Source organism: Kribbella sp. NPDC049174, from assembly GCF_043197365.1.
In the GTDB taxonomy this organism is placed as follows: Bacteria; Actinomycetota; Actinomycetes; order Propionibacteriales; family Kribbellaceae; genus Kribbella.
The window spans coordinates 228,945-242,836 of record NZ_JBICSZ010000009.1 but is presented as its reverse complement, the minus strand read 5'-3'; the positions used below and the strand labels follow the sequence as shown (position 1 = coordinate 242,836).

Genomic DNA, 13,892 nt, shown 5'->3' with positions numbered 1-13,892 from the left:
TCCAGGGTTCTCGACAGCAGTGAGGCAACCCACCGCAACCAACTGGTCGCACTGAGCTCTTCCGCAATTCATCATTACCGCTCAGTATTTCCGTCATGAGTCTGACTCGGAGAACCCTTCTCGGCACCTTCGGAGCAGTCGGCGCGGCGGCTGCCGTCCCTGTGCAGGCCCACGCGGGTACGCCGGTACTACGCCGCGGGCCGCCGACGCATCGTCCACACTCGTCACCGGCGCGACGTTCCCGGAAGGGATCATGGCCGGCGTACCGCGGACCGACGGCGCGACGCTGTGGACCCGGGTGCCGCGCGGCGTCTTCGAGGGCGACGCCGAACTGGCCGTCGTCGTCTCGAAGAACCGCGACCTCACCAGCCCGGAGATCGTCGAGACGGTGATCGCGGCCAAGCAGTCGGACGGCTGCGTCCACTTCCAGGCGGCCGGGCTCGCGCCGGGAGCGGAGTACTTCTACCAATTCCGCGGCAAGGACACGGCCTCCCCGATCGGCCGGTTCCAGACCTTGCGTCCGGCGGACTCGAACGAGCCGGTCCGGATTGGCTTCTTCACCTGCCAGGGCTTCACCGAGGGGTACTACGCCACCCACCGCCATCTCGCGCAGGAGGATCTCGACCTGGTCGTGTGCCTCGGCGACTACGTGTACGAGGCGACCGTGCCCGGCGTCCGCGGGATCGACCTGAACCTCTATCCCCAGATCCTGCCGACGATGCGGGCGAAGTACACGTTCTACCGCAGCGACGCCGACCTCCGGGCGATGCACGCGCAGCACGCTTTCCTGCCGCTGTGGGACGACCACGAGTTCCGCAACAACTACAGCAAGGACAACTGGACGCTGCCCGAACTGTTCTTCAAGGAGAAGCGCAGTGCCGCCTGGCACACCTGGTTCGAGCGGATGCCGGTGCCGCGGTACGCCGGTGACCTGACCCGGACGTACCGGTCACTCCGGCTCGGCCGGACCGTCGAGTTGTTTGCCATCGACAACCGTCAGTACAAGGACGACCAGCCCTGTGACGACGCTGGCAGTATCGTCTGCGAGGCGGCCGACGTCCCCGGCCGGAGCATGCTCGGCCCGGCGCAGAAGACCTGGCTGGAGAACGGCCTGCGCAGCTCGGGCGCGCGATGGAAGGTGCTCGCGAACCCGAACATGATGATGGGCATGGTCACCGGAGCCGCCGGTGAGCGTGCCTTCATGGACACCTGGGACGGGTACGGCGCCGAGCGCACGGAACTGTTGTCGCTCGCGGCCGACCGGGTGTCCGACCTGGTGGTCGTCACCGGCGACGACCACGACACGTTCGCCGGCGAACTGTGGAACACCGGCTTCGCCCCGGGCAGCCCCGGCAACCCGGCCGGCACCAAGCGGTCCGGCGTGGAGTTCGTCGTACCGTCGGTCTCCTCCACCAACACCGGCGACCTCAAAGGGTCCGCCGGCGCTCGCACCGAGGAGCAGAAGCGGCTGCAGTACAACCCGCATCTGAAGCTGATCGACATGAGGCAGCACGGGTACGGCGTACTCGAGGTGACCGGCGACGAGGCGAAGCTGTCCTACCGCGCGGTGGACAAGCTCCGCCCCGACGCCCCGGTGACGACCAGCTACCGGGCCCGGACGGCCCGCGGCAGCTCCCGGATCGAGGTCGGCTGAATCACCGGTACAACCGCAGATCGGCGAGGCTCCACCAGTTGGCGCTGGTCGCCGTCGAGGTCACCCTGACGAACCTGGCTTTGGTGGGACGGAGTTCTACCGTCGTGAGTTGTCCCGTCGACCGACCGGCCACCGGCGCCGACCAGTGCACGCCATCGTTGCTCGTGGCAACTTGCCAGGTCGCGGCGTAGTCGCCGAGCTGACCGCCGCTGTCGAGCGCGAGCTCGCGGAAGTGACGCGCCGACCCCAGGTCTACCTGCAGCCACTGACCGGGGGCCTGCGCCTGCTTGCTCTGCCAGACGGTCGATCCGTCAGCATCGATCGCCAGGCCGGCCTCCGCATCGTTCACGGATGCCGTCGCCGTCGCGCCCTCCAACGAGACCGCCTGCGGCACGTCCGCCGACAGCCGGTCCCAGGTGTACGTCGCGACCGCACCGCCCGGCAGCTCGTACTCGAAGCTCCGGTCGCCGACCGCCACCGCGAACGATCGCGGGTCGTCGTTCTCGTTGTGTACGACGAGCGCCGTTGAGCCATCCGGGTTGCGGAAGGCAACGGACATCAACTGACCGTTCCACCCGGTCGTGCCGTACGACGTACTCCCGATCCGGACAGCACCCGGCTTCACGAACTTCGACAGGTGGCCGATCGTGTAGTACTCGGCGTCCGTGCTGACCGTTCCGTCCGGTTGCAGCGTGACCAGGCCGGTGCAGGTGTCACAGCCGCCGAGGTGTGGGCCGCCAGTCGAGTCGAGTGCGATGTTCCAGTTCACCACCGACTTCGCCCAGTTGCGGGTGGTCCCGATCATCAGGTTGCGGGCGTGCCAGGTGAGGGTGCCGCGGAAGACCTGCGGCGGGGTGTCGTCCGGCCCGTGCGAACCGGAGCACTCGGTGAACCAGATGCCCTTCGACGGAAACGCCTTCTGCAACGCGGTCTGCTCCGACGCGTCGCCGGAGTAGCAGTGGTACGCCGTACCCGCGATCCACTGCGCGGCCGGGGAGCTGAGGAGTTTGTACGGGTAGTCCGTCTCCGGGTCCTCGCCGGGCGGGGTGGACGCGATGTCGGCGGGGTGCGTGGTCCAGTTGTGGTCGTAGCCGAGGATCTTGGTCCGGGGGCTTACAGCACGCAGCTTGGGGCCGAGGGCCGAGATCACCGCGGCTTCCTGGCGGACCGGCACGTCCGTGCCCGGGTAGGCGCTCGGCTTGCGGTTCTGCGGCTCGTTCTGGATCGAGAGGAAGTCGATCGGCACACCGGCCTTGGTGTACGCCTGCACGAACTTCACCAGGTAGCGCGCGTAGGCGTCGTACACGGCCGGGTCGTCCTTGAGCCGGCCGCCGACCAGTGAGTCGCCGGTCTTCATCCAGGCCGGCGGGCTCCACGGTGTCGCCATCACCTTGACCGCCGGGTTGAGCTGCTTGGCGCGGCGCAGCAGCGGGAGGATCTGCTGCTGGTCGTGCGCGATGCTGAAGTGCTCCAGCCCGAAGTCGGTCTGCCCGGCCGGTACGTCGTCGTACGTGTAGTGCTCGGCCTCGGCGGTGAAGTCGGACGAGCCGACCGGTTGGCGCAGGAAGCTGACCCCGATGCCCTGCTCCGGATCGAACAGGGACCGCAGCGTCTTCTCCCGGTCGGCCGGGCTGAGCTGGTACAGCACGTTCGCCGACGAGTCGGTGATCGAGGCACCGAAGCCGTCGACACTCTGGTACGACGTCCGTGGGTCGACCGTGATCGTCGTACGGTCACTCGCTCCGCGCTGGAAGGTGACCGGCGCCCGTTCGTGCAACAACTCGGCCCGGTCGGGCGTCGTCACCCAGACGCGCACCTGCGTCGTCGAGGGATGGGCCTGAGCAGTAGGACCGGTGAGCGAGGCCACGGTCAGTGCCAGGGCGATTCCGATTGCCGGTGTTCTCATCGCACTCCTCAATGAAACACGACTGCAACAAACGACCTCAGAAAACGCTTGTCCGTCACCTCTGTCAAGGAGTCGGAGCGCTGCCGTAGAGTGCTGAGCGTGAAACAACGAGATGTAACAAATGCCTAGGATGAGAGCGACCGTCCGCGAGGTGGCAGCGGCGACCGGGGTGTCGATCGCGACCGTCTCCCGGGTGCTCAACCAGCAGGGCAGCGTGGCACCGGAGACCCGGCAGCTGGTCGAGCGCGCGGTCGAGGAGCTGGGGTTGCGCGCACCGAGCCCTCGCGGCGGTACGGCGAAGCCCGTCGCCGGAGCCGTCTACGTCCGTTGCCCGTACGTGCTGACCGACTACTTCGGCCTGATCGTGTCGTCGATCGCGGAGACGCTGAACCGGCACGGCCGCCAGGTGATCCTCAACGCGGGCGAGGCTGCGCAGCGTGAGCAGGTGCTGTCGCGATTGCCTGCCCAGCGCGAGGTCGGCGGCGCGATCCTGATCCTGCCGCCGGAACCAAGCGAGGACCTGGTTCGGCTCAGCTCCCGAAGGTTCCCGTTCGTCGTGGTCGATCCGCGGACCACGCTGCCACGCGACATCGCGTCGGTCTCGGCGGCGCATCACTCCGGCGCCCGGCAGGTGACCGCCCATCTCACCTCACTCGGTCACACCCGCATCGGCGTCATCGCGGGCCCACGCGAATGGCTCGCCGCCGATGCCCGGTTGAGCGGTCACTCGGCCGCACTCGCAGACGTCGGCATCCTGCCGGATCCCACCCTCGTGCGGCACGTCGAGCCGACCACCGCGCACGGCTACCGAGCTGCGGCCGAACTGCTCGACCAGCGGCCGACCGCCTTGGTTGCCTTCAACGACAAGATCGCCCTCGGCGCCATGCAGGCAGCCGCCGACCGCGGCCTCTCCATTCCTGGCGATTTGTCGATAGCCGGCTTCGATGACATCGACCTCAGCCGCGCCACCACCCCGCAACTCACCACAGTCCGCCAGCCCCTCCAGGAGATGGGCCGGATGGCAGTCAGCTTGTTGGTCCGCCTCCTGGACCGCCACGAACTCGAAGCCCTCCACGTCGAACTGGCCACAGAGCTGGTCGTCCGCGGTTCAACAAGCTCCGCTGCGCGCCGTTGATGACGCCCTGAAACAACACCTCGCACCCGCGCGCAGCGCGGGTGCGAGGTGCTTGGGAGGGGTGGAGAGGTGGTCTTGGGTTACAGCTTGCGCAGTGCCTCGAGGGCGGCGATGGCGTGGTCGACGAGTTCCTCGTCGGTGGTGGGGCGGACCTTCTCCGGGAGCCCGGACCATTCGATGGCGAGGTCCTCGATGTACGCGAGCCACGCGTGGACCGTCATCCGCTCGGGAGAGGCCGGCTGGTCGGCCACGTCGGAGGAGCCGATCAGGTTCAGGACGCGGGTGGCCAGGCCGGCGCGGGTTTCGGCGTACACCTCGACCACGTAGTCGTCGCCGCCGGCCGCGCCGCGGACGAAGGAGATGTAGGCAGCCCGCCGCCGGGTGATGAACGCGACGAAGGCCAACAGCATCTGCCGCAACTGCTCCGGCGGCGCCAGTGACTCGTCCGGCTTGGTGACCCGCAGCAGCCGGCGGCCGGCGGCCGAGATGACCGCGACGTAGTAGTCCCGCTTGCTCGGGAAGTAGTGGAACAGCAGGCCGCGGGAGATCCCCGCCTGACCCGCGACCGCGTCGATCGACAGTTCGTGGATCGGCTGGGTCCGCAGCATCATCAGGCCGATTCGGACCAGTTGTTTGCGGCGATCATCCGCTGTCCAACGCTGCTGACTCACGCTATTGAGCATTGCTTAGACGCTGCGCTACGGTCAAGGCAACCGAGGGGAGTCTGATGGAGTTCGAACATTCGGCCCGCGCGAGTGACCTCGTCGCCCGGGTCGGGGAGTTCATCCGGACCGAGATCGAGCCGGTCGAGGCGGAGCTGCACGCCGCGACCCGGACCGCCGCCGACCCGTGGCAGCCGCAGCCCGTCGTCAAGGATCTGCAGGCGAAGGCCCGCGCTCAAGGACTCTGGAATCTCTTCCTCCCGTTGGCCGAGCCAGGAAACGAACAGTACGGCGACGGCCTGTCGAACCTGGACTACGCCCCGATCGCCGAACTCACCGGCCGCTCGTTCCTGGCGCCGTACGTGTTCAACTGCAACGCACCCGACACCGGCAACATGGAGGTCCTGCTCCGGTACGGCACTCCCGAGCAGAAGAAGCAGTGGCTGGAACCGCTGCTCGACGGCGCGATCCGGTCCGCGTTCTGCATGACCGAGCCGGACGTCGCCTCCTCGGACGCGACGAACATGGCCGCGACCGCGATCCTCGACGGCGACGACGTCGTCATCAACGGCCGCAAGTGGTGGAGCACCGGTGTCGGTCACCCCGACTGCGAGCTGCTGATCTTCATGGGCCGCACCGACCCCGACGCGCATCGGTACGCGCGCCACACGATGGTGCTGGTCCCGCGCGACACCCCCGGCGTGAAGGTGGAGCGCCTGCTCCCCACGATGCATCAGTACGACGCGCCGCACGGCCACGGCGAGGTGTCGTTCACCGACGTCCGCGTGCCGGCGAGCAACATCCTGGTCGGGCTCGGCCGCGCCTTCGAGATCGCGCAGGGCCGCCTCGGCCCGGGACGGGTGCACCACTGCATGCGGCTGATCGGTTTGGCCGAGAGGTCGCTCGAGCTTGCGCTGGAGCGCGGGACCAAGCGGACCGCGTTCGGCAAGCCGCTGGTGAACCTCGGCGGCAACCGCGAGCGGATCGCGGACGCCCGGATCGCGATCAACCAGGCCCGGCTGCTCGTGCTCCAGACGGCGTACCTGCTGGACACCAAGGGGCTGGCCGGTGCGTTGAGCGAGGTCAGCCAGATCAAGGTCGCCGTACCGCGGATGGCGCAGGACGTGATCGACATGGCGATCCAGTTGCACGGCGGCGGTGGCATGTCGGACGACTTCCCGCTCGCGGCCGCGTGGACGAGTGCGCGGGCGCTGCGGCTGGCGGACGGGCCCGACGAGGTGCACCGTAATGTGGTCGCCAAGCTGGAGCTGGCTCCTTATCTGGCGCAGTATCAGGAGGCCAAGTGAGTCGTGTCCTCGTCACCGGTGGTGCCAGTGGACTAGGCGCCGCGCTGGTCGCCCAGTTCGTTGCCGAAGGCCACCAGGTGCTCAGCACCGATGTGTCGGTCGACGGTCCCGACGACGGGGCGTCGTACCTGAAACTCGATGTCCGCAGCCCGGAGGACTGGGCGAAGGCGGTCGAGTGGTGTGAGCAGAACTGGGGCGGACTCGACATCCTGATCAACAACGCCGGGATCGCCACCGGCGGCCGGATCGACGTCGAGTCGCTGGACGAGTGGGACCGCGTCGTCGACATCAACCTGATGGGTGTGGTCCGCGGTTGCCGTGCGTTCACGCCGGTGTTCAAGCGGCAGCGGTCCGGCCACCTCGTCAACACCGCCTCCGCGGCCGGGCTCGTGCATCCGCCGATGATGAGCTCGTACAACACGGTCAAGGCCGGTGTCGTCGCGCTCTCGGAGACGCTGTCGCACGAGCTGCATCCGTACGACGTGACGGTCTCGGTGGTCTGCCCGTCGTTCTTCCGGACCAATCTCGGCGACTCGATCCAGGGTGACGACACCGCGATGGGTGCGACCGCGCGGCAGCTGATCGAGAAGTCGCCGCGCTCGGCCGAGGACATCGCGGCCGGGGTGATCGCGGGGATCAAGAAGAAGCAGTTCCTGATCATCCCGGACCGGCCGGCCCTGATGGCGTGGCGGACCAAACGGTTCGCCCGTCCGCTGTACGACCGGCAGATGCGCAAGATCGCCGCCCGGGCACGGGAGCGTGCCGAGTCCGGCAATGGGTGATGGCGCGCGGGCGGTCCGCGAGGAGGACGCGTTCGACGTGCCGGTGGTGGACAGCTGGCTCCGGCAGCAGACCGAGCTGCCGGCCGGGTTGCCGGAGGTCAAGCAGTTCTCCGGCGGTGCGTCCAACCTGACCTACCTGCTCCGGTACGACGGCCATGACCTGATTCTGCGCCGACCGCCGGCCGGGACGAAGGCCAAGGGCGCCCACGACATGGCTCGCGAGTACCGGATCCAGGCGAGCCTGAAACCGGTGTTCCCGTACGTGCCCGAGATGGTTGCCCATTGCAAGGACACCTCGGTGATCGGCTCCGAGTTCTATGTGATGGAGCGGATCGTCGGCACCATCCCGGGCCACTCGGAACTCGGCGTCGACCTCACGCCCGAGCAGACCCGGCAGCTGTGCTTCACCCTGATCGACACTCTCGTCGACCTCCACCAGGTCGACGCCGCGCAGGCCGGTCTCACCGACCTCGGCCGCGGCGAGGGGTACGTCGAGCGCCAGGTCACCGGCTGGAGCGCCCGCTACCGCAAGGCCAAGACGTGGAACGTGCCGAGCTACGAGCGTGTGATGGCCTGGCTCGCCGCCAACCAGCCCAAGGACGTCCGGACCTGCGTCATCCACAACGACTTCCGCCTCGACAACGTCGTCCTCGCACCGGATGATCCGCTGAAGGTGGTCGGTGTACTCGACTGGGAGCTGGCGACCCTCGGCGACCCGTTGATGGACCTCGGCGGCGCCCTCGCCTACTGGGTGCAGGCCGACGACGACTGGGCCTTCCGCCGCTTCCGCCTGCAGCCGTCCGATGCGCCGGGCATGATCACGCGGGACGAGATCGTGCAGTACTACGCCGAGCGGTCGGGACTGAAGCCGGAGAACTGGGCCTTCTACGAGGTGTTCGGTCTCTTCCGCCTGGCCGTGATCGCGCAGCAGATCTACTACCGCTACCACCACAAGCAGACCCGCAATCCGCGGTTCAAGGGGTTCTGGGTCCCGGTCAATCTGCTCGAGCGGCGCTGCCGCCGGATCATGAGGGGCTGAATGCCGACCATCTACCTGATCCGGCACGCGCAGGCGTCGTTCGGCAAGAGTGACTACGACCGGCTCTCGCCGCAGGGCGAACAGCAGGCTGTGCGGCTCGGGGAGGCGCTGGTTGCGCGTGGGGTGACACCGCAGCTGGTGATGTCCGGCTCGATGCGACGGCATGCGCAGACCGCCGCGCTGGCGCTCGCCGATTTCCCTGCAGAAGTGGACAAGGGGTTCGACGAGTTCAACCACGAAGAGATCATCGTTGCCCACAAACCCGCCTATCGCCGGCGCGCTGTGATGCTGGCCGACCTCGCCCGGACCGGCCATCCCGGTCGCGCCTTCCAGCAGATGTTCACCGCCGCGACCGAACGCTGGGCACTCGGTGGTGACGGTTACACGGAGAGCTTCACGGACTTCTGCGAGCGATCCGAGGCCGCGGTGCGTCGTACTGCGGAGCGCCTGGGCAAGGGTGAGACGGCCGTGGTGTTCACCTCGGGTGGGCCGATCGCGGCGGTGGTGAGCCGGCTCATCTCCGGTGGCGACGGCCTGTGGTCGCGGCTGAACCCGGTCACGGTCAACACTGCGATCACGAAGGTCGTGTCCGGTCGCAGCGGGCTGACCGTGGTCAGCTACAACGAGCACGCACACCTCGACGGCACCGAATTGCTCTCCTACAGATAGGGACAGTGATGCGACGCAACATCCTGATCACCGGCGCGAGTGCAGGGCTGGGTGCGGAGATGGCCCGGCAGTTCGCCGCGAAGGGCCACAACCTGGTGCTGACCGCTCGACGCGAGGACCGTCTGCAGGAGTTGCGCGCGGAACTCACCGAGCGGCATCAGGGCATCACGGTCGTTGTCCACAGCCTCGACGTGAACGACCATGAGCAGGTCTTCGAGGTCTTCCGCAAGGCCGATGCCGAGCTGACCCTGGACCGGATCATCGTGAACGCCGGTCTCGGCAAGGGTGCGCCGCTCGGGACCGGCCGCTTCGACGCGAACCTGCAGACCGCGATGACGAACTTCGTCGGCGCGCTCGCTCAGGCCGAGGCCGCCCTGGAGCTGTTCCGGGCTCGGAACGCCGGCCACCTCGTCTTCATCGCCTCCATCTCCGCGCTGCGCGGGCTGCCGAAGACGGTGACGACGTACGCCGCGACCAAGGCCGGGCTGGCGTCGTTGGCCGAGGGCCTCCGGCTGGAGTTGCTGAACAAGCCGATCACGGTCAGCACGATCTTCCCCGGGTACATCCGGTCCGAGATGAACGAGCACGTCGCGAACACCCCGCTGATCGTCGACACCGTTCCCGGCGTCCGCGCGATCGTGGCCGCGATCGAGGCCGAGAAGGCGAAGGCGTATGTTCCGTCCTGGCCGTGGAGCCCGCTCGCCCGGGTGATGCGGTTCGCACCGCTACCGCTGCTGAAGAGGATGATCTGATGCGCTGGGGCCTGACTGTTCCACTGACCGGGGTACCGCTGCGGGACCACCGGCCGCTGATCGCCGAGCTGGCCGCGCTCGGCTACACGGATCTGTGGTCGGCCGAGGTGGCCGGCGCGGATGCCTTCACTCCGTTGGTCCTCGCGTCCGAGTGGGACGAGCGGCTTCGCTTGGGGACGGCCGTCGTACCGGTGCACACGCGAGGGCCGGCCGCGCTGGCGATGAGCGCGGCGGCGCTGGCCGATCTCGCGCCGGGGCGGTTCGTGCTCGGGATCGGCGCGTCGTCGGAGACGATCGTGACCGGGTGGAACGGGATCGCGTACGACCCGCCGCTGGCCCGGACCCGCGACGTCCTCAGATTCCTGCGGCAGGCCTTCGCCGGGGAGAAGGTGGACGGGGAGTTCGACAGCTTCACCATCCGGCGGTTCCGGCTGGAGAAGGCGCCGGATGTGCCGCCGTCGATCATGCTGGCCGCTTTGCGTCCGCAGATGCTGCGGTTGGCGGCCCGGGAGGCCGATGGTGCGATCACCAACTGGCTGTCCGCGGACGACGTACGGCAGGTCCGGGCCGAGCTCGGGCCGGACAAGGAACTGGCCGCGCGGATCTTCGTCTGTGTCACCGAGGACGCGGAGATGGCCCGCAACATCGGCCGCTTCCTGATCGCGACCTACCTGACCGTCCCCGGGTACGCCGCCTTCCACGACTGGCTCGGTCGCGGCGCCGCGATGAAGGAGATGCGCGAGGCCTGGGCCGCCGGCGACCGCAATGCCGCGATGGCCGCCGTACCCGTCGAGGTCCTCGACGACCTCGTCGTCCACGGCACCCCGGCGGAATGCCGCGAACACATCAACCGGTACGTCGCCAACGGCCTGGACACCCCGATCATCGCCACGCTCCCGACCGGCACCGACCTACTGGACACGGCTCGCGCCCTCGCGCCGGTGAGCGCGGATTGACCTGGGTGGCTTGATCAGCTCAGGCGGTGCGCTTCTAGCCAGGTCGTGGCGCGTCGCTTGGACGCTCGGCAGAGCCAGGCGTCCTGGATGACCTCGGTGAGCTCCTGCTTGGTCAGGCCGCCGATCTGGCTGCCGCGGACGAGTACCGAGGGGTGGCCGTTGAAGTGGGGTGTGGTGAAGAACGGGTTCGACTCGTCCGACACCAGGGCCAGCTTCTCCTCCTCGGACTCGACCCAGATCACGATCACGTCGTCGTACCGCTCACCGGTGTCCGGGTCGAACGCGTCCGGTCGTGCGGTCCGGAAGAACACGAACGACTTCCCGCCGACCTGGTAGACCGGACGCTTGCTGCCTTCCTTCTGCCAGACGGTGACGTGCGGCATCCCCAACGCCACCTCGTGCACGTCCGCGACCCGAGCCTTAGCCACGGTCCTGAGTTAACCAGCCGGGATCCAGATCGTGAAGGTAGAGCCGGAGCCGAGGCGGCTGGTCACCGTGATGCGACCACCGTGGGCTTCGGCCAGGTGCTTGGTGATCGCCAGGCCCAGTCCGCTGCCACCTGTCGTACGGCTGCGGGACTGTTCGGCGCGGTAGAAGCGGTCGAAGAGGTGTGGAAGGTGTTCGTCGGCGATGCCGGTGCCGTTGTCGCTGACCGTGAGGTTGTAGCCGTCGGCAACTCGTCGTACACCGACCACGACGTGCCCGTCGGACGGGGTGAAGCGGATGGCGTTCGAGACCAGGTTGCCGAGGGCTTGACGGATCCGGGCGCTGTCGACGGGTGCCATCGCGGGCCCCTGCACATCGGCCGTCAGCGACACTCCGGCTGTCTCGGCCGCGGGTCGATGTGCGGACACCACCTGTTGCGCCAGCTCGGACAGATCGCGCGGAGCCTTGTGCAGCCGGAGCATGCCGGCGTCCGCGAGCGCCAGGTCCTGCAGGTCGGCCACCAGGTGTTCGAGCAGCTCGGTCTCCTCCAGCAGCGACGTGACGAGCTCACCATCCAGCGGTACGACGCCGTCTTCGGACGCGACCAGGTAGCCCTTGATGTTGGCCAGCGGGGTCCGCAACTCGTGCGCGACATCGCTCACCATCGCCTTCCGCTGGTGGTCGTGCCGCTGGATCGACTCCGCCATCGCGTTGAACGCGTGCCCGAGCCGGGACACCTCGTCCTTCCCGGTCACCGGTACGCGGGCCGCGTGGTCGCCGTTCCGCATCCGCTGCGCCGCGCCGGTCAGCGCGACGATCGGCCGGACCAGCCGCCGCCCGGCGAACACCATCACCAGCGCTGCGATCAGCAGCACCCCGAGCGCGGTCGCCGCGGTCCGCAGCAGACCCTCACCGGAGAACACGTTGAACGTACTCTTCGCCCCGAGGTAGAGCTTCGCCGACGGAGCGACGTACGGCGTCAATGCCTGCGACCGGGCGTCCGCGGTGCAGGTGAAGAACTCTGCCGAGACTTCGGCCTTCTCCTTCGGTTCAACCGCGCGCAGCCCGTCGAACTGGGTGATCGAGTAGTCCTGCCCGGCGGCCTCGAGACACTCGGTCGCTCGGCGGATCTCGTCGTCGTTCACCAGCTTGGCCTTCGCGCTCGGAGCGTTGAGACCAGGCGGCATGCACTTGTCGTCGGGCGCTCCCGGTTTGGAGACCTGCATGAGGCTGGTGCCGTCCGCCGCCCGGCCGTTCTCCACCATCACTACCGGCAGGTCGGCACCGCCTGAGCCGGAAACGGTGGACACGGTCGCGCTCTTTCCCTGAGCGCGGTAGCACTCCGTGGCCTGCTCGGCGAGCCGATCGCGCTCCTGGTGTTCTGCCTCGGTGAGTCCCCAGCCCGGGTAGGCCGGAGAGAGCCCCGGCATGGCAGCGGCGCTGACCAGCTCGTTCGCCTTGCCCGCGACCGCGGTCTTGCGGGCGGTGAACACGCTCACCGCTCCGGCGAACTTCGCCGTGCCCTGGCTGCGTGCGTCGACCGTTGCCGCCGGCACCGACGGGAGAGCGGGCCCGGCGCCGAGCATCCGGGCCGAGTCCGCGATCACGGTGCCGTCGGCATCGGTCAGGGCGATCCGCCGGCCGAGCTCGTCGGACAGGTCGTGGACGAGTTTGTCCACCCCCGACCAGCTGGAGTGGTCAGCGGCGTACTTCGACAGCTCCGAGTAGATCCGGCCGTCCACCTGCAGTTGGCCGGTGTTGGCGTCGATCTCGCCCTGCAACTGCTCGGACGTGCTGTACGTCGCGATCACCGCGGTCGCGATCACCGCACCGAGAGCGACCGCGAGGGACAGCCCGAGGAACCGGACCAGCACGCTACGACGCATCGGACGTCACCACCTTGTCGGCCAGCTTGTAGCCCACGCCGTACACGGTCTTCAGGTACGCCGGGGTGCCCGGGGACGGCTCGATCTTCTTCCGGAGGTTCATCACGTGGACGTCGATGGTCCGGTCGAACACGTAGTGGTCGAACCCGAACGCGTGCTCGAGCAACTGCTGCCGGGAGAAGGCCCGGCCGGGTGAGGCCGCCAGGCAGGCCAGGATCTTGAACTCCGCCGGTGTCACCTCGACCAGGCGATCGGCCAGCCGGACCTCGTGCCGGCCCGGGTCGATCTCCAGCTCGCCGACCCGGTACACCTCGCCCTCGGACCGGCTCCGGGTGCGACGCAGTACGGTCCGGACCCGGGCCACCAGCTCGCGCGGGTTGTACGGCTTGGTCAGGTAGTCGTCCGCGCCCAGGTCGAGGCCGAGCAGCAGATCGTCCTCGGTGGAGCGGGCGGTCAGCATGATGATCGGCACCTCACCGTCGGCCCGCAGCACCCGGCAGACGTCCAGGCCGTCGACCTTCGGCATCATCACGTCGAGCACCAGCAGGTCAGGGCTGCGCCGGCGGGCCTCGTCGATCGCGGCCCGCCCGTCGTGCACGACGACGGTGAGATGCCCCTCCCGCTCGAGATACCGCCGGATCAGCTCCGCCTGCTTCAGGTCGTCTTCGGCGACGAGGATCCGGGCTGGCATACCGATCAATGTCGCTGAAAATCTTGA

13 protein-coding genes are annotated in these 13,892 nt (G+C 68.3%); 8 read left to right on the top strand and 5 right to left on the bottom strand.

Going from position 1 to position 13,892, the window contains the following annotated elements; translation table 11 throughout:
- Positions 1 to 253: 253 nt before the first annotated feature.
- The gene (locus ACGFIF_RS35365) at positions 254 to 1,654 is read left to right on the top strand and encodes an alkaline phosphatase D family protein (protein WP_393160461.1); all 1,401 of its coding nucleotides are present in this window, start codon (positions 254 to 256) and stop codon (positions 1,652 to 1,654) included.
- Between the two features lies 1 nt (position 1,655).
- Here ACGFIF_RS35365 and ACGFIF_RS35360 read toward each other — a convergent pair whose 3' ends face one another.
- Positions 1,656 to 3,560: a glycoside hydrolase family 30 beta sandwich domain-containing protein gene (locus tag ACGFIF_RS35360; RefSeq protein ID WP_393160459.1), complete on the bottom strand. Its 1,905-nt coding sequence runs from the start codon at positions 3,558 to 3,560 to the stop codon at positions 1,656 to 1,658.
- Positions 3,561 to 3,681: 121 nt separating this feature from the next.
- Between ACGFIF_RS35360 and ACGFIF_RS35355 the strand changes: the two genes are divergently transcribed.
- The gene (locus ACGFIF_RS35355; RefSeq protein ID WP_393160457.1) at positions 3,682 to 4,695 is read left to right on the top strand and encodes a LacI family DNA-binding transcriptional regulator; all 1,014 of its coding nucleotides are present in this window, start codon (positions 3,682 to 3,684) and stop codon (positions 4,693 to 4,695) included.
- A gap of 80 nt (positions 4,696 to 4,775) precedes the next feature.
- On the opposite strand, the gene ACGFIF_RS35350 is transcribed toward ACGFIF_RS35355, so the two are convergent.
- Entirely contained in the window at positions 4,776 to 5,366 is a 591-nt protein-coding gene (locus tag ACGFIF_RS35350; protein WP_393160455.1) for a TetR/AcrR family transcriptional regulator, read from the bottom strand.
- A gap of 56 nt (positions 5,367 to 5,422) precedes the next feature.
- Here ACGFIF_RS35350 and ACGFIF_RS35345 point away from each other — a divergent pair, with 56 nt between their 5' ends.
- The 6 genes from ACGFIF_RS35345 to ACGFIF_RS35320 are packed head-to-tail and all read left to right on the top strand — an operon-like array spanning position 5,423 to position 10,862.
- Positions 5,423 to 6,664: an acyl-CoA dehydrogenase family protein gene (locus ACGFIF_RS35345; RefSeq protein WP_393160453.1), complete on the top strand. Its 1,242-nt coding sequence runs from the start codon at positions 5,423 to 5,425 to the stop codon at positions 6,662 to 6,664.
- Complete coding sequence (locus ACGFIF_RS35340) at positions 6,661 to 7,446, top strand: SDR family NAD(P)-dependent oxidoreductase (protein ID WP_393160451.1); 786 nt, start codon at positions 6,661 to 6,663, stop codon at positions 7,444 to 7,446. Before ACGFIF_RS35345 ends, ACGFIF_RS35340 begins: the two co-directional genes overlap by 4 nt.
- Positions 7,439 to 8,485: a phosphotransferase family protein gene (locus ACGFIF_RS35335; RefSeq protein WP_393160449.1), complete on the top strand. Its 1,047-nt coding sequence runs from the start codon at positions 7,439 to 7,441 to the stop codon at positions 8,483 to 8,485. The genes ACGFIF_RS35340 and ACGFIF_RS35335 overlap by 8 nt, the downstream gene beginning before the upstream one ends.
- Positions 8,486 to 9,154 carry a histidine phosphatase family protein gene (locus ACGFIF_RS35330; protein WP_393160447.1) on the top strand — a complete coding sequence of 223 codons (669 nt, stop codon included), beginning with the start codon at positions 8,486 to 8,488 and terminating at the stop codon, positions 9,152 to 9,154.
- Between the two features lie 8 nt (positions 9,155 to 9,162).
- A complete protein-coding gene (locus ACGFIF_RS35325; RefSeq protein WP_393160446.1) occupies positions 9,163 to 9,906 on the top strand; it encodes an SDR family oxidoreductase in 744 nt (247 codons plus the stop codon).
- On the top strand, positions 9,906 to 10,862 hold the full coding sequence (locus ACGFIF_RS35320) for an LLM class F420-dependent oxidoreductase (RefSeq protein WP_393160445.1): 957 nt from the start codon (positions 9,906 to 9,908) through the stop codon (positions 10,860 to 10,862). The genes ACGFIF_RS35325 and ACGFIF_RS35320 overlap by 1 nt, the downstream gene beginning before the upstream one ends.
- 14 nt (positions 10,863 to 10,876) lie before the next feature.
- Here ACGFIF_RS35320 and ACGFIF_RS35315 read toward each other — a convergent pair whose 3' ends face one another.
- The 3 genes from ACGFIF_RS35315 to ACGFIF_RS35305 are packed head-to-tail and all read right to left on the bottom strand — an operon-like array spanning position 10,877 to position 13,865.
- The gene (locus ACGFIF_RS35315) at positions 10,877 to 11,290 is read right to left on the bottom strand and encodes an MmcQ/YjbR family DNA-binding protein (RefSeq protein WP_393160444.1); all 414 of its coding nucleotides are present in this window, start codon (positions 11,288 to 11,290) and stop codon (positions 10,877 to 10,879) included.
- 9 nt (positions 11,291 to 11,299) lie between these two features.
- Positions 11,300 to 13,174 carry a sensor histidine kinase gene (locus ACGFIF_RS35310; RefSeq protein WP_393160443.1) on the bottom strand — a complete coding sequence of 625 codons (1,875 nt, stop codon included), beginning with the start codon at positions 13,172 to 13,174 and terminating at the stop codon, positions 11,300 to 11,302.
- On the bottom strand, positions 13,164 to 13,865 hold the full coding sequence (locus tag ACGFIF_RS35305) for a response regulator transcription factor (RefSeq protein WP_393160442.1): 702 nt from the start codon (positions 13,863 to 13,865) through the stop codon (positions 13,164 to 13,166). The genes ACGFIF_RS35310 and ACGFIF_RS35305 overlap by 11 nt, the downstream gene beginning before the upstream one ends.
- Positions 13,866 to 13,892: the final 27 nt, after the last annotated feature.

Coding starts and splice junctions, on each gene's coding strand:
- ACGFIF_RS35345 (WP_393160453.1), top strand. CDS start 5,423: ATGGAGTTCGAACATTCGGCCCGCGCGAGTGACCTCGTCGCCCGGGTC.
- ACGFIF_RS35305 (WP_393160442.1), bottom strand. CDS start 13,865: ATGCCAGCCCGGATCCTCGTCGCCGAAGACGACCTGAAGCAGGCGGAG.
- ACGFIF_RS35365 (WP_393160461.1), top strand. CDS start 254: ATGGCCGGCGTACCGCGGACCGACGGCGCGACGCTGTGGACCCGGGTG.
- ACGFIF_RS35325 (WP_393160446.1), top strand. CDS start 9,163: ATGCGACGCAACATCCTGATCACCGGCGCGAGTGCAGGGCTGGGTGCG.
- ACGFIF_RS35310 (WP_393160443.1), bottom strand. CDS start 13,174: ATGCGTCGTAGCGTGCTGGTCCGGTTCCTCGGGCTGTCCCTCGCGGTC.
- ACGFIF_RS35355 (WP_393160457.1), top strand. CDS start 3,682: ATGCCTAGGATGAGAGCGACCGTCCGCGAGGTGGCAGCGGCGACCGGG.
- ACGFIF_RS35330 (WP_393160447.1), top strand. CDS start 8,486: ATGCCGACCATCTACCTGATCCGGCACGCGCAGGCGTCGTTCGGCAAG.
- ACGFIF_RS35335 (WP_393160449.1), top strand. CDS start 7,439: ATGGGTGATGGCGCGCGGGCGGTCCGCGAGGAGGACGCGTTCGACGTG.
- ACGFIF_RS35320 (WP_393160445.1), top strand. CDS start 9,906: ATGCGCTGGGGCCTGACTGTTCCACTGACCGGGGTACCGCTGCGGGAC.
- ACGFIF_RS35360 (WP_393160459.1), bottom strand. CDS start 3,560: ATGAGAACACCGGCAATCGGAATCGCCCTGGCACTGACCGTGGCCTCG.